The 14,119-nt window shown below is 65.2% G+C and carries 12 protein-coding genes; 5 read left to right on the forward strand and 7 right to left on the reverse strand.

Going from position 1 to position 14,119, the window contains the following annotated elements; genetic code table 11:
* Positions 1–167 precede the first annotated feature (167 nt).
* Complete coding sequence (locus Q376_RS0102405) at positions 168–1,814, forward strand: carbohydrate porin (protein WP_052364874.1); 1,647 nt, start codon at positions 168–170, stop codon at positions 1,812–1,814.
* Here Q376_RS0102405 and Q376_RS0102410 read toward each other — a convergent pair.
* The 7 genes from Q376_RS0102410 to Q376_RS0102440 all read right to left on the reverse strand — a co-directional run bounded on the left by Q376_RS0102410 (position 1,811) and on the right by Q376_RS0102440 (position 10,149).
* Positions 1,811–3,448: an alpha-glucosidase gene (locus Q376_RS0102410; protein ID WP_027348952.1), complete on the reverse strand. Its 1,638-nt coding sequence runs from the start codon at positions 3,446–3,448 to the stop codon at positions 1,811–1,813. The genes Q376_RS0102405 and Q376_RS0102410 overlap by 4 nt on opposite strands.
* A gap of 35 nt (positions 3,449–3,483) precedes the next feature.
* A complete protein-coding gene (locus tag Q376_RS0102415) occupies positions 3,484–4,773 on the reverse strand; it encodes an ABC transporter substrate-binding protein (RefSeq protein WP_081803356.1) in 1,290 nt (429 codons plus the stop codon).
* A 50-nt stretch (positions 4,774–4,823) separates the two neighbouring features.
* A complete protein-coding gene (locus Q376_RS0102420) occupies positions 4,824–6,101 on the reverse strand; it encodes an ABC transporter substrate-binding protein (RefSeq protein ID WP_155834110.1) in 1,278 nt (425 codons plus the stop codon).
* On the reverse strand, positions 6,098–7,234 hold the full coding sequence (locus tag Q376_RS0102425; protein WP_027348955.1) for an ABC transporter ATP-binding protein: 1,137 nt from the start codon (positions 7,232–7,234) through the stop codon (positions 6,098–6,100). Before Q376_RS0102425 ends, Q376_RS0102420 begins: the two co-directional genes overlap by 4 nt.
* Before the next feature lie 83 nt (positions 7,235–7,317).
* Positions 7,318–8,199, reverse strand: coding sequence for a carbohydrate ABC transporter permease (locus tag Q376_RS21155; RefSeq protein WP_052364876.1), 882 nt, complete (start codon positions 8,197–8,199; stop codon positions 7,318–7,320).
* Positions 8,196–9,170, reverse strand: coding sequence for a carbohydrate ABC transporter permease (locus tag Q376_RS0102435; protein WP_027348956.1), 975 nt, complete (start codon positions 9,168–9,170; stop codon positions 8,196–8,198). Before Q376_RS0102435 ends, Q376_RS21155 begins: the two co-directional genes overlap by 4 nt.
* A 244-nt stretch (positions 9,171–9,414) precedes the next feature.
* Entirely contained in the window at positions 9,415–10,149 is a 735-nt protein-coding gene (locus Q376_RS0102440; protein ID WP_027348957.1) for a UTRA domain-containing protein, read from the reverse strand.
* A gap of 247 nt (positions 10,150–10,396) precedes the next feature.
* On the opposite strand from Q376_RS0102440, the gene Q376_RS0102445 reads away from it, so the two are divergent.
* The 4 genes from Q376_RS0102445 to Q376_RS0102465 all read left to right on the forward strand — a co-directional run bounded on the left by Q376_RS0102445 (position 10,397) and on the right by Q376_RS0102465 (position 14,117).
* The gene (locus Q376_RS0102445) at positions 10,397–11,449 is read left to right on the forward strand and encodes an ABC transporter substrate-binding protein (RefSeq protein WP_027348958.1); all 1,053 of its coding nucleotides are present in this window, start codon (positions 10,397–10,399) and stop codon (positions 11,447–11,449) included.
* Between the two features lie 73 nt (positions 11,450–11,522).
* Positions 11,523–12,356 carry an ABC transporter permease gene (locus Q376_RS0102455; protein ID WP_027348959.1) on the forward strand — a complete coding sequence of 278 codons (834 nt, stop codon included), beginning with the start codon at positions 11,523–11,525 and terminating at the stop codon, positions 12,354–12,356.
* Complete coding sequence (locus Q376_RS0102460; RefSeq protein ID WP_027348960.1) at positions 12,343–13,131, forward strand: ABC transporter permease; 789 nt, start codon at positions 12,343–12,345, stop codon at positions 13,129–13,131. The genes Q376_RS0102455 and Q376_RS0102460 overlap by 14 nt, the downstream gene beginning before the upstream one ends.
* Positions 13,128–14,117 carry an ABC transporter ATP-binding protein gene (locus tag Q376_RS0102465; protein WP_027348961.1) on the forward strand — a complete coding sequence of 330 codons (990 nt, stop codon included), beginning with the start codon at positions 13,128–13,130 and terminating at the stop codon, positions 14,115–14,117. The genes Q376_RS0102460 and Q376_RS0102465 overlap by 4 nt, the downstream gene beginning before the upstream one ends.
* Positions 14,118–14,119: the final 2 nt, after the last annotated feature.

Consider the following 14,119-nt stretch of genomic DNA (forward strand, 5'->3'; position numbering starts at 1 on the left):
CAAACTCCTGAAACCCTGCCGGGGCCGGATTTCCGGCCCCCTCCCTCTCGGACTTGTTTAGCCGGGCTTCTTTGGTCGATGCTCGACCAAAGGCCCAGGACTTTAACGTTACAGGATGAAGTCTTTATCGATACAGTCACGACTCTATAACGATACAGGCATCATCCATGCGCTCTGCTCCCACCAGCCACTTCTTCTTCACCTTGCCATCGGCGCTGGGGCTACTCACCCTGAGCCTTCCCGTACTCGCCGAGCAACCACCCTCCCTCGAACAGCGCTTGGCCGCGATGGAAGCCAGGATCACCGCGGCGGAGCAGCGTGCCGAGGAAGCCGAGCGCCGCGCCGCCGAGGCACGCCAAGCGCTCGAGCAGCTCCAGGCTCCCCGGCTCGCGGCCCTTCCCGCGCCCAGCCAGGAGCAGCTGATCGATCGCCAAGCAGACGCTGCGTTCGGCATGCCAAGCGGGAGCGAGCCGAATCTGGCCAGCGACGGGGCATCGCCAGCCGCCTCCGCTCGACCGCAGCCGCTGAGCGGTTTCGAGTTCGGCGGCTATGCGCGTTCGGGAATCCTGTTCAACGACTATGGCAATGGCGGCAAGGGCGGCCCCTACTTCACTCCTGCCGGCTCGGTGGGTGGTCCGGTCGGACGGCTGGGCAATGAAACCGACACCTACGTCGAGGCCAAGCTGAGCTACAACCAAGTGTTCGACAACGGCACCCAGGCGCGCTACATGATGATGCTCGCCGACGGCGTAGAGACCCTCAACGACTGGACTTCCAACCAAAGCGACCTGAACGTTCGCCAGGTCTACGCCGAACTGACCGCGCTACCGGCGCTGCGCGGCAGCCGGGCGTTTCGCGATGCGACCTTCTGGGCGGGCAAGCGCTTCGATCGCGACAACTTCGACATCCACTGGTTCGACGCCGACTTCGTATTCCTCGCGGGTACCGGTGGCGGGATCTACGACATCCAGCCGACCGATTGGTGGCGCACCAACCTGTCGATGATCGGTCGCAGCTATGGCGATTACTCTGGCGCTGGCGGCAGCGACGACACCCAGGCGTACATCTTCACTTCGAACAACTTCTTCGGTCCTTGGCAGTGGATGGTCAACGCCATCCGCGCCAACGACAACGAATACAACTGCCGCGCGAACCGATACGGCCTGAGCGAAGAGGAGTGCGAGGCGCTGACCACCAACAGCCGCGACGGCAAGAGCGCAGAGAGCGGCGTGCACTCCATGCTCGCCTATCACGGAGAGAGCTTCTTCGGCCTGCGGGAAGGCAGCTTCAAGGCCGCTTTCATGGCCGGCGGCGGGCTCGGCGCCGAGCTCAAATCGATCGGCGGCGACTCGGAGCTGCTCAGTGACGCACGCGCGGTGCGTGCCGCGGTCTATGGCACCACGCCGATCGACCGAACCTGGAGCATTGCGCCAGCGCTGATGGCGGAGCACAGCAAGGATCGCTACGTCGAGGGCGATCGCTACGACTGGATATCCTTCAACACCCGCCTGGCCCAGGCGATCAACGAGAACTTCGAACTCCAGTACGAGTTCACCTGGCAGAACATGGACCTGAGCCCCAAAGGCTACGCTGGCCGCGAAAGCGTCAAAGGCAGCTTCGCCAAGCTGACCTTCGCGCCGACGCTCAAACCGATCACCGGCGATTTCTTCATGCGTCCCGAACTGCGCGCCTTCGTCTCCTACCTCGACTGGACCAGCGAACTCGACGACTACAGCACCACCGACGCCTTGGGCAGCAATGGCTTCACCAGCGGCCAGTGGCAGTTCGGGCTGCAGATGGAGACCTGGTTCTAATCCACTCGCGCGAACAGCGCCTGGTGCGCGTCGAGCTCGAGATCGAGACCCGCCGGGCCGCTGAGCGGCGCCGGCGTGTCGAAGCAGGGAAGCCCAAGCGGCGTGATGCTCCCGGACACCGCGATCCGCCGATTCCCGGCGCAGGACGAGAGGTTGAACACGCAAAGCAGCCTTTCGTCTTCGTGGCGGCGCACGAAGGCGAGCCAGTCGTCGCCGGCCTCGAGCAGGGCGATCTCACCGTGGTGCAGGGCGGGATGAGCGCGGCGCAGGGAGAGTGCCTGCCTCAACCAGTGGTAGAGCGAGGCGCGATCCTCGCGCTGGCGGTCGGCGGCGAGCGGACGGTGGCGCGGCTCGACCGGCAACCAAGGCTCGACCTCGCTGAAGCCGAGCTGGCTGGCGTCGGCCTCCCATGCCATTGGGGTCCGGCAGCCGTCGCGGCCCTTGTAGCGCGGCCAGCCGTTGATCCCGGCCGGGTCGCGCAGCCGCTCGTATGGCACCTGCGCCTCGGGCAGGCCCAGCTCGTCGCCCTGGTAGAGGCAGACACTGCCGCGCAGGCACAGCAGCACCCACAGCAGCAAGCGCAGGCGAACAGGGTCGTCCTCGGCCTGCCAGCGGCTCGCCATCCGCTCGACATCGTGGTTGGAGAGCGCCCAGCAGGGCCAGGCGTCCTGCGCCTGGTGCTCGAAGCGCTCGATCACGCCACGCAGGTAGGCCGCACTGCTGGCGCTCCCCAGCAGGTCGAAGGTGTAGGCCATATGCAGCTTGTCGCCACCCGAGGTGTAGCGCTTCATCGTCGAGAGCGGCCGGTCGCCGCCGACCTCGCCAACCGTCGTCGTCCCTGGGTAGCGGCGCATCAGGGCGCGGATACGCTTGAGGAACTCGAGGTTCTCGGGCCGGTCGGTGGTGTAGCGCTGCCACTGGTAGCTCCGCGGCAGATCGCGGCTGTACTTGAGCGGCTTCTCCTGCGCTTCTGGATCCACCGCGGGATTGTCGGTCAAGGCGGCGTCGTGGAAGTAGAAATTGACCACGTCGAAGCGAAATCCGTCGACACCAAGCTCGAGCCAGAACTCGAGCGTCTCGAGCTGGGCCTGCTGGACCTCGGGATGGTGGAAGTTGAGGTCGGGCTGCTCGGGGAGGAAGTTGTGGAAGTAGTACTGGTGTCGCCGGGTGTCGAAGCTCCAGGCCGGCCCACCGAAGCTGCCCAGCCAGTTGTTCGGCGGCGTGCCGTCTGGACGCGGGTCGGCCCAGACGTACCAGTCGGCCTTGGGGTTGTCGCGGCTGGCGCGGCTCTCGGCGAACCAGGGATGCCGGTCCGAACTGTGGCTCAGCACCTGGTCGATGATCACCTTGAGCCCCAGCGCATGGGCTCGGTCGATCAGGGCGCGGAAGTCGGCGAGGGTGCCGAAGCGCGGGTCGACGTCGCGATAGTCGGAAATGTCGTAGCCGAAATCCTTCATCGGCGAGGTGAAGAACGGCGACAGCCAGATACCGTCGACGCCGAGGCCGGCGATGTGCTCGAGCCGCGCGGCGACCCCGGCGAGATCACCGATGCCGTCGTCGTTGGCATCCATGAAGCTGGCTGGATAGACCTGGTAGAGCACGCAGCCGCGCCACCACTGGTTACCGTCGAGCATGCTTTGCTCCTCGATTGTCCGGCGCCCGCCGGGGATCATTCGAAACCGCGGCGCGCGATCCTCAGCATGTCGCGATTGAGCGTCTCCAGCGCCTCATCGACGCTCGCCTCGTTGGTCAGCACCCGGTGGGTACGATCGAAGATCGCATTGGAGTAGCGCGGATAGAGCGTCTTGACCAGGCTCGCCGGCCGGGCGACGGCCTGCTCCACCGGGCCGCGCATCGTGCCGATGAAAGGCGCCGCCTCGAGCACCTCGGGGTCCTCGAACAGATCGACGTAGCTTGGCAGGTAGGAGAGGGTCATCGCGCGATACTTCTGGTTTTCGCGCCGGGTCAGGTAGGCGACCAGCTCAGCGGCCTCCTTGGGATGACGCGAATAGCGCGACACCGCCAGGCTCCAGCCGCCGAGGGTCGAGACATGGCGACCGCTGGAGCCGCTGGGCACCGGGGCGACCCCGACCTTGCCACGCACCGGGCTGCCCTCGCTCTGGGTCAGCGACCAGACGTAGGGCCAGTTGCGCATGAACACCGCGTTGCCCGACTGGAACACCCCCCGCGACTGCTCCTCGACATAGCTCAGCGTGCCACGGGGCGCGATGGTATCGATCCAGCCATGGGCACGCTCCAGCGCGCGACGGGTGGCGGGGTTGTCGACATCGACCTGGCCATCCTGATCGAGGAACAGTCCACCGCCCTCCGAGACGACCCACTCGAGCAGGTTGCAGGTCAGCCCCTCGTAGGCTTGCCCCTGGAACACGAATCCCCAGATGCCACGGTTGCCCTCCTCGCGTTCGCGCTGCTGGATGTAGGCGGCGGTATCGGTCATTTCATCCCAGGTACGCGGCACCGGACGGCCGTACTTCTCGAGCAGGTCTTCGCGGTAGTAGAGCAGGCTCGCATCGGTATAGAGCGGCATCGCCTTGAGCTCGCCATCGATGGTGTTGTTGGCGATCACCGTTTCGAACTGGCCAGAGGTGATGTCCCCGGGCAGCAGCTGGTGCAGGTCATACAGATGGTCACCGAGGATCCCGGGCCAAGTGGTGTCGGTGAGAATCACATCGATGTCGCTGGCATGGGAGCCGAGCAGCTGCTGGTAGAGGGCCAGCTGCTCGGTGGAAGAGTTCGGCATCGAGATCAGATTGGCCTGGTTGCCGGTCTGCTGCGCCCACTCCTCGGCGGCGCGCTGGCAGTGCTCTGCCTGCTCGGTCGAGCCGCAGGTGAAGCTGATCGTCACGCCCTCGGCATGGACGAGACCAGCCGTCGCGCCCAGGGCGGCCCCGAGGGCCGCCCCATGCATCCAGCGAGTAAAACGAGGACGATGTCGCATGGCCTTCTCCCTGGCAGTTGATCGACCCGACCCAAGGCGAACGCACCGCGCTACCATCCTCGGCGCGAGATCCTCAGCAGGTCGCGGTTGAGTCCTTGCAGCGCCTCATCCGCGCTCGACTCTCCCGACAGCGCGCGATGGGTACGCGAGAACACCGCGGTGGTGAACCGCGGATAGAGCGTACGCGTCTCGGACGCCGGACGCGGCATGGCATTGGCCAGCGGCTCGCGCAGCTCGGCCATGAACGGCACGGCGGCGAGTACCTCGGGATCATCGTAGAGCGCTTCGAACGTCGGCATCGCTGAACGCTCGATCGCCGCGCGCTTTTGTGTCTCGTATCCACCGAGATGGGCCACCAGCGACGCGGCCTGCTCGGGATGGCGGGAATAGCGCGACACCGCAAGCCCCCAGCCACCCAGCCCCGAAACATGCCCGCCGCCTTCGCCGCGCGGCATGAGGGTCACGCCGATCTTGCCGCGTACCGCACTGTTGGCGTTCTGGCCCAGCGCCCAAGCGTAGCTCCAGTTACGCATGAACACGGCATTGCCGTTCTGGAACACCGCTCGCGCCTCCTCCTCGGTGTAGTTGAGCGTGCCCGGCGGCGAGATCGTACCCACCCAGCCCGCGGCCCTGGTCAGCGCCCGCTCGGCCGGCGCCGAGAGCACATCCACCCGGCCATCGGCATCGATGTAGTTCGAGCCCCCCTCGGAGAGCAGCCATTCGAGCGCATTGACGGTCAAGCCTTCGTAGGAACGCCCCTGGAAGGCATAGCCCCACATCCCACGGTTGCCTGCGGCGCGCTCTTCGCGCTGGATGTAGGCAGCGGTCTCGGTGAGTTCGTCCCAGGTCGTGGGCACCGGCCGACCGTACTTCTCGAGCAGGTCCTCACGGTAATAGAGGATGCTGACGTCGGCGAAGGCCGGCAATGCGACCATCCGACCTTCGACTATGTTGTTGTCCACTACGCGAGGAAACTGGCCATCGGTAAGCTCGGCGGGCAGGTGGCCGGCCAGGTCGACGAGGTGATCGCCGAGCACCCCGGGCCAGACCGAGTCGATCGTCATGACATCGATGTCGGGTGAACGCGAGCCCAGGAGCTGCTGGTAGAGCGCCAGCTGCTCGGTGCCCGAAAAAGGCATCGAGACCAGCTGCACACGATTACCGGTGAGCTCGGCCCACTCCTGGGCCGCACGGACACAAGGGGTATCCGAGACATCGCCGCCACCGCAGGTGAAGCGGATGGTGACCCCCTCGGCGCTCGCCGCCTGCATCCCCACCAGCGCCAACGCCAAGGCACATGCGCCGCCCCAACCAGGCAGACGGCTCACAGCGCTGCCCTGGCGGGGCTGTCGACGCGGTTTTCGCGCCTTGCCAGCGCGCGGTCGTCGGGCCCGAACAGCTGGATGCGCTCGATATCCGGCACCAGATTCACCCGGTCACCACGCTTCAAGCCCGTATCGACCTCGGTGCGACACACCGGCGGGTCCTCCTCGAGCGAGGCGCGCGCGCCGTTGGCGATCAGATAGACATAGGCTTCGTTGCCGAGGTATTCGACGTTGCCGACGACGAAACCGGCATCCGTCCCAGCCGGCTCCAGCTTGAGATGCTCGGGGCGAATGCCGAGGGTGACGCTGTCACCGACGGCCAGCGCTCCAGTCTCGAATGGCAGCTCGAGCCGCTGGATGCCCGCCCCTTCGACCACGGTATGCGCGCCGGTGGCGACCAGCCGCACCTCGAAGAAGTTCATCTTCGGCGAACCGATGAAGCCAGCGACGAACTTGTTGACCGGGCGCTCGAACAGCTCACGCGGAGAACCGACCTGCTCGATCCTTCCTGCGCTGAGCACGACGATCTTGTCGGCCAGGGTCATCGCCTCGATCTGGTCGTGGGTGACGTAGACCATGGTCGATTTGAGCCGCTCGTGGAGCCGTGCGATCTCGACCCGCATGCGCACCCTGAGCGCCGCATCGAGGTTGGAGAGCGGCTCGTCGAACAGCAGGATATCCGGCTCGCGCGCCATCGCCCGGCCGATCGCCACGCGCTGGCGCTGGCCGCCGGAAAGCTCCTTGGGCTTGCGCCCCATCAGCTCCTCGAGCTGGAGAATCTTGGCGGTCTCCATCACCCGCTGGCGCACTTCCTCCTTGCCGCCGCCCGCGAGCTTGAGCCCGAAGGCCATGTTGTCGAATACGTTCATGTGCGGATAGAGCGCATAGGACTGGAACACCATGCCCACCCCGCGGTCCTTGGGCGGCAGCTCGTTGACCCGCTCGCCCTGGATCCTGAGTTCGCCGGCGCTGATCGACTCGAGCCCGGCGATCAGCCGCAGCAGGGTCGATTTCCCACAGCCAGAGGGGCCGACGAAGACCACGAACTCACCGTCTTCGATGTTCAGATCGACGCCATGGATGATGCGGTTGGCGCCGAAGCGCTTCTCGACGCCGCTCAGTTCGACGTTGGCCATCGCGTTGCACCTCCCGAATGCCCGGGCAGTACCCGGCTTGTCATGATCGATCGGCTGCCGTGCGTCCGCGCACGGCAGCTGTGTCAGCCTTTCACCGCCCCAGCGGTGAGCCCCGAGACGATGCGCCGCTGGAAGATCACCACCAGCACCACCAGCGGCACGGTGACCACCACCGACGCAGCCATGATCGGTCCCCAGGGCAGCTCGTACTGGCTGCCACCGGAGATCAGCGCGATCGCCACCGGCACGGTGCGCTGCGAGTCGGTCAGGGTGAAGGTCAAGGCGAAGAGGAACTCGTTCCAGGCTGCGATGAAGGCGAGCAGGCCGGTGGTCGCCATCGCCGGCCACATCAACGGCAGGAATACCCGGGTCAGGGTGACCCACGGCGTCGCACCGTCCATGATCGCCGCCTCCTCGAGCTCGTGGGGCAGCTGGCGCATGAAGGTCGTCAGCACCCATACGGTGAACGGGAGGGTGAAAATGGTGTAGGAGAGCACCAGCGCCCAGGGCGTGTTGTAGAGCCCCAGCCAGCGGATCACCTCGAACAGCCCGGAGAGCACCGCGATCTGCGGGAACATCGATACGCCGAGCACGATCACCAGCACCGCTCCGCGCCCGCGAAAACGCACTCGACCCAGCGCATAGGCGGCGGTGAGCGCGAGCAGCAGGGCGAGGAAGACCACGCAGACGGCGACCAGCACCGAGTTGAAGATGCTGCGCACGAAAGTCGGCTGGGCGAACAGGGAGCGGTAGTTGGAAAGATCGAAGCTCTGGATCCAGAAGCTCACGTCGAACAGCGCGCTGGAGGGTTTGAGCGAAGTGATGATCGCGTAATAGAACGGGAACACCGCATAGATGCCCAGCACCAGCACCAGGCACCAGAAACCGAGCCGGCAGAGCGCACGCTTGAGCGGCGCGAGGGCGTCGCGGCGCGGACGGGAACGGGAGGCGACGTTGGCGCTCATCTCGAGACCCCCAGTTGACGACGGCCAAGATAGAGATAGATCACCGCAATCAGCGAGATCACCAAGAACAGCAGCGTGGAGGCGGCACTGCCGTAGCCGACGTCCTGGAACTCGACCAGCTGCTGGCGAGCATAGACCGACATGGTCATGGTGCTCGCCGAATTGGAGGTCAGCACGTAGACCAGGTCGAAGATGCGCAGCCCGTCGAGCACGCGGAAGATCACCGCGACCAGCAGCGCCGGGGTGATCAGTGGCAGGGTGACGCGGAAGAACACCCGCACGGGATGGATGCCATCGACCTCCGCGGCCTCGTAGCAGTCCGAGGGCAGCATCTGCAGCGCAGCGAGCACCAAGAGCGCAACGAACGGCGTGGTCTTCCATACGTCGACCATGATCACCGCCCACATCGAAAGATTGGCATCGGCGGTCCAGGCCAGCGGCGCGTCGAGCACCCCCAGCACCATCAGCGCATGATTGAGGATGCCGAACTGGTCGTTGAGCATCCATGCCCACATCTGCGCCGACACCACGGTCGGGATCGCCCAGGGAATCAGCATCGCCGCCCGAACCAGCGTGCGCCCTCTGAACTTGGCGTTGAGCACCAGCGCGACGATCACCCCGAGCACCACCTCGAGACTCACCGACACCGCGGTGAAGTAAAGCGTGTTGCCCACTGCGTTCCACCAGTCCGGATCGGCGAGCACGCCGTACCAGATACCATCCTCGTAGAGCAGGTAGTTCTCGAACCCGATCCACCGCGCGGCGGCCAGGTCGTTGAGCTCGGCGTCGGTGAAGCTGAACCACAGCGTGCGCAACAGCGGCCAGCCCGCGACCAGCGCAAGACCGATGAGCATGGGAGAGAGGAACAACCAGGCGGCGCGCACCCGTTGGCGACGCACCCGAGTCGCCCGCCCGCGAGGGGGGCCGCCGCTGCGGTTCGGTGACTCGATCGATGACATGGCTTCGGTCATTGAGGACCCCTTGCCGGCTGTGCGGATGTTTCGATCAAGCAACGTCGTCGCCATCTTGATCGTTAAAGAAAGCCACCCAGGAATACTCCAAAGCAGCAGCGACCCACAGCTAGACCTTAGCCGCAAACCAAACGGGAAGGCGCCGCCATGGGGTATGAGAGCGGATTTTTACGACCAAAGTAGGAGGACGAGAGCCCTGGCCGGGAGGAAGGAAACCCCACCTAACGTGGGCGAGCCGCGCGGCTCATTCGGTCTGCTCGGGGACTTCGACGCTGACTTGAATGGCATCGTGGCGCCAGTACTCCAGGTCGCAGTCGATGATGCGGTCGAGCTGATCCCGGTTGACCCGGGTGATCTGCAGTGCCGGGCTGCCGGCCGCAGCGCGAAGCGCGAGCGCCGCATCGGCGGCCAGCGCGATCGGGGTGATCTCGAACCGCACCCGGCCATAGCGAATGCCGTACTCTCCGGCATAGAGCTCGGTGAGCGAGCGGGTGAGGTCGAGCTCGAGCAGGCCGGGGAAATAAGCCGGATTGAGATTGTGTTCAACATACAGCACTTGGCGCCCGTCGATCCGGCGCACCCGGCGGATCTGGATCACCTTGGACAGCGCCGGCAGCGCCAGCAAGGCACAGACCTCGCCACTGGCCGGAACGAGCCGGGCCTGAAGCACCTCGGTGGCGGGCGTGCGGCCTTGTGCCTCGACCATGGCGTGGAAGTGGGTGCGCGCCAGCGGGTTGTAGCGCACCCGCGCAGGCGAGACGAACCATCCCCTGCGCTCCTCGCGGTAGATCAATCCCTCCGCCTCCAGCTGGCTCAACGCCTCGCGCAGAGTGATCCGAGTGGTGTCGAACAGCTCGCTGAGCCTGCGCTCCGCCGGCAGCTTGCCGTTCGGAGGCAGCAGGCCTTGGCCGATCTGCTCGGCCAGCGCCTGCCTGATGGTGCCGACGGCACCGATGGAACGTGATGGGGCATCGGACACTCGGTTGCTCCATTTTGGACTAGACCAGATTGACGAAAGTGCCACGGGACGCGCCGACACGGCTCGCGCCGTCATCGCTCAGCCGATGACGCGCAGATGAAAAGCAAGCCCCGTGCCAGTGTTTTCAAGGGTTGCACAGCGGACCATGACGATGAGGGACAGCGAAATATCATCTCGACGGACCAAATTGGCTCGGGTTTTGCTGATCTAGACCAGATCCTTCCCTCGTCCCGTCCAGGAGTACCGCATGAACCGCTTGCTCGCTTCAATGATCGGTCTGACCATCACCATGGGCTGCAGCCTCGCCGCGGCCGAGATTCCCTCCGAGCTGGAAGAAGCCGCACGCCAGGAGGGCCGGGTCGACAGCGTAGGCATGCCGGACAGCTGGGCCAACTGGAAGGACACCTGGGAGGACCTGCAGCGGATCTATGGGCTCGAGCACATCGACACCGACATGAGCTCGGCCCAGGAAATCGCCAAGTTCGCCGCCGAGGGAGAGAACGCCACCGCCGACATCGGCGACGTCGGCGCCTCCTTCGGCCCGCGCGCGGTGCAAAGGGGTGTCACCCAGCCCTACAAACCGACCACCTGGGCACAGATTCCCGATTGGGCCAAGGACGAAGACGGCCACTGGGCGCTGGCCTACACCGGCACCATAGCCTTCATCGTCAATACGCAGCTGGTCGATGAGGTGCCCCATAGCTGGGCCGATCTGCTCGAAGGCGACTACAAGGTGACCATCGGTGACGTCGGCGCCGCTTCCCAGGCGGCAAGCGGGGTGCTCGCCGCAGCCTATGCCAACGGCGGCAGCGAGCACGATCTGACACCGGCGCTCGATTTCTTCGCCGAGCTCGCAAAGCAAGGACGGCTTTCGTTCACCAACCCGGTGATCAGCAACATCGAGCGCGGCGAAGTCGAGGTCGGCATCGTCTGGGACTTCAACGCCCTCAACTATCGCGACCAGATCGACCGCGACCGCTTCGAGGTGCTGATTCCCTCCGACGGTTCGCTGACCTCCGGCTATACCACGATCATCAACAAGTACGCCAAGCACCCCAACGCGGCCAAACTGGCCCGCGAGTACATTTTCTCCGATGCAGGCCAGATCAACCTGGCCCGCGGCTATGCCCGTCCGATCCGGGCCGAGCACCTCACCTTGCCCGAAGACGTCGCCGCCCAGCTGCTGCCGGCCGAGCAGTACGTCGCCGCCCGCCCGGTCGAAGATGCCGCCGCGTGGGAACAGAGCGCCCAGCGGCTGCCGCGGCAGTGGCAGGAGCACGTGCTGATCAACATGCAGTGAGTGGGCTGAACATCATCATGGTGATATTCGACGAGCTCGCCCATGACCACCTGGCCGGCGAGGAGCTTTTAGCATGAAGCATCGCTATTGGGCGCTGCTGCTGCTGTTGCCCTTCATCCTGTTCTTCGCCGTGTTCCAGCTCGTCCCACTGGCCTGGATCATGGTGGCGAGCTTCGTCACCGTGGATGGAGAGTGGGGCCTTTCGAACTATCGCGACGTGCTCGACTCGCCCTTCTACCTCCAGGCGATTCGCTACTCGCTGGAAATCTCGCTGTGGTCGAGCCTGCTGGGACTCGCGATCGCGGTGATCGGGGTGCAGTCGCTGCGCCAGGTCGATTCCCGGCTGCGCGACATGGTGATCAGCTTCACCAACATGACCAGCAACTTCGCCGGCGTCCCGCTGGCCTTCGCCTTCATCATCCTGCTCGGCTTCAACGGCACCCTGACCCTGCTGCTCAAGCAGCTCGGAGTGATCGAGGACTTCAACCTGTATACCAAGGGCGGGCTGATCCTGATCTACACCTACTTCCAGATCCCCCTCGGCGTGCTGCTGCTCTATCCCGCTTTCGACGCACTGCGCGACGACTGGCGCGAATCCGCAGCGCTGCTCGGCGCGGGTCCGCTGCGCTACTGGCGCCATATCGCCCTGCCGGTACTGACGCCCGCACTGCTCGGCACGTTCGTGATTCTGCTCGCCAACGCCTTGGGCGCCTATGCCACGGTCTATGCGCTGACCACGGGCAACTTCAACGTCGTACCGGTACGCATCGCCGCGCTGGTCGCCGGTGACATCTACCTCGACCCCAATCTCGCCAGCGCCCTGGCGATGCTGCTGGTCGCACTGATGGCGGTGATCACCGTGGTCCACCAGTGGCTGCTGAAGAGGAGCTACCATGGCAAGGGCTAGTATGTACCACCGGCTGGTGGTGTGGCTGCTACTGCTGGTGCTGGTGCTGCCGTTGGCCGCCACCCTGCTCTACTCGCTGGCGACGCAATGGTCGGCGAGCCTGCTGCCCGCCGGCCTGACCTTCGACTGGTACCTGCGCCTTTGGAGCGAGCCGCGCTTTCTCGCCGCCTTCGGGCGTTCGCTGCTGGTCTGCGCCGGCGCCCTCGCCTTCGCCTGCCTGCTGGTGCTGCCGGCGATGTTCGTCATCGCCTACCACTTCCCTCGGCTCGACGCAGTGATGAACGTACTGATCCTGCTGCCGTTCGCGGTGCCGCCGGTGGTTTCCTCGGTGGGTCTGCTGCAGCTCTTCGCCGGCGGACCGCTCGCACTGGTCGGCACGCCGTGGATCCTGATCGGCTGCTATTTCACCATCGCCCTGCCGTTCCTTTATCGCGCACTGACCAATAATCTCCAGGCGATCGAGTTGCGCGACCTGATGGACGCGGCCCACCTGCTCGGAGCGAGCACCTTTCGCGCCGCGCTCAGCGTGGTGTTGCCCAATTTGCGCAAGGGCCTGGTGGTCGCGGTACTGCTGTCGTTCTCGTTTTTGATCGGCGAATTCGTCTTCGCCAACCTGCTGGTCGGCACCCGTTATGAAACCCTGCAGGTGTACCTCAACAACATGCGCAATGGCAGCGGCCACTTCACCAGCGCCCTGGTGATCTCCTACTTCATGGTCGTGCTGCTGGTGACCTGGGCCGCCAACCGCCTCAACCGGGATCCGTCATCGTCATGAGCTTTCTCAACGTAGAGCGTCTGCACAAGCGCTATGGCGCCAATCCAGTGTTCAGCGAGATCGACTTTTCCGCCTCCCGTGGAGAACTGGTCACCCTGCTCGGCCCTTCCGGCTGCGGCAAGTCGACGCTGCTACGCTGCCTCGCCGGCCTCACCCCGATCGACGGCGGCCGGATCATGCTCGACGGTGAGGAGATCAGCAACGTAGCCCCCCAGCGGCGCGGGATCGCGATGGTGTTCCAGAGCTATGCGCTGTTTCCCAACATGACCGTACGCGACAACGTCGCCTTCGGCCTGCGCATGCAGCGCACCAGGAAGGACGAGTTGGAACGTAGGGTCACGGAGGTACTGGCGCTGGTCGAGCTCGACGGCCTGGAGGCTCGCTATCCGCATCAGCTCTCCGGCGGCCAGCGCCAGCGCGTAGCGCTGGCCCGTTCGCTGGTGGTGCGCCCGAGACTGCTACTGCTCGACGAGCCGCTCTCAGCGCTCGACGCACGTATCCGCCGACACCTTCGCGAGCAGATCCGGCGCATCCAGCGTGAGCTCGAACTGACCATGGTATTCGTCACCCACGACCAGGAAGAGGCGCTGAGCCTGTCGGACCGCATCGTGCTGATGCGGGAAGGGAAGATCGTTCAGAACGGCAGCGCCGAAACGCTCTATACCGCACCCAAAGACGCCTTCGTCGCCGGCTTCATCGGTCACTACAACCTGCTCGATGCGGACGTCGCCGGCCGCTTGCTCGACCGCAGCTTCTCCAATCGAGTGGCGATTCGCCCCGAGTCGATCCAGCTCGACGCAAGCCAGGGGATCGCCGGCGAGATCGTCGATCACAGCCTGCTCGGCAACGTGATCCGCTACCGGGTCAAGGCCAGGGGGGTGGAACTCTCGGTCGATGTGCTCAATCGCAGCGCCTCATCGCTGCTTGCGCCGGGCAGCCAGGTACGGCTTGCGATAGCGGAGGAGAGCATTCGCGAGGTGGCCTGAGC

The sequence above is a fragment of the Halotalea alkalilenta DSM 17697 genome, from assembly GCF_000621205.1.
Classification (GTDB): Bacteria; Pseudomonadota; Gammaproteobacteria; order Pseudomonadales; family Halomonadaceae; genus Halotalea; species Halotalea alkalilenta.

Excerpts from the sequence above, each read along its gene's own strand:
- Q376_RS0102410 (WP_027348952.1), bottom strand. The coding sequence starts at position 3,448 with ATGCTCGACGGTAACCAGTGGTGGCGCGGCTGCGTGCTCTACCAGGTC.
- Q376_RS0102460 (WP_027348960.1), top strand. The coding sequence starts at position 12,343 with ATGGCAAGGGCTAGTATGTACCACCGGCTGGTGGTGTGGCTGCTACTG.
- Q376_RS0102455 (WP_027348959.1), top strand. The coding sequence starts at position 11,523 with ATGAAGCATCGCTATTGGGCGCTGCTGCTGCTGTTGCCCTTCATCCTG.
- Q376_RS0102405 (WP_052364874.1), top strand. The coding sequence starts at position 168 with ATGCGCTCTGCTCCCACCAGCCACTTCTTCTTCACCTTGCCATCGGCG.
- Q376_RS0102415 (WP_081803356.1), bottom strand. The coding sequence starts at position 4,773 with ATGCGACATCGTCCTCGTTTTACTCGCTGGATGCATGGGGCGGCCCTC.
- Q376_RS0102445 (WP_027348958.1), top strand. The coding sequence starts at position 10,397 with ATGAACCGCTTGCTCGCTTCAATGATCGGTCTGACCATCACCATGGGC.
- Q376_RS21155 (WP_052364876.1), bottom strand. The coding sequence starts at position 8,199 with ATGAGCGCCAACGTCGCCTCCCGTTCCCGTCCGCGCCGCGACGCCCTC.
- Q376_RS0102435 (WP_027348956.1), bottom strand. The coding sequence starts at position 9,170 with ATGACCGAAGCCATGTCATCGATCGAGTCACCGAACCGCAGCGGCGGC.
- Q376_RS0102425 (WP_027348955.1), bottom strand. The coding sequence starts at position 7,234 with ATGGCCAACGTCGAACTGAGCGGCGTCGAGAAGCGCTTCGGCGCCAAC.
- Q376_RS0102465 (WP_027348961.1), top strand. The coding sequence starts at position 13,128 with ATGAGCTTTCTCAACGTAGAGCGTCTGCACAAGCGCTATGGCGCCAAT.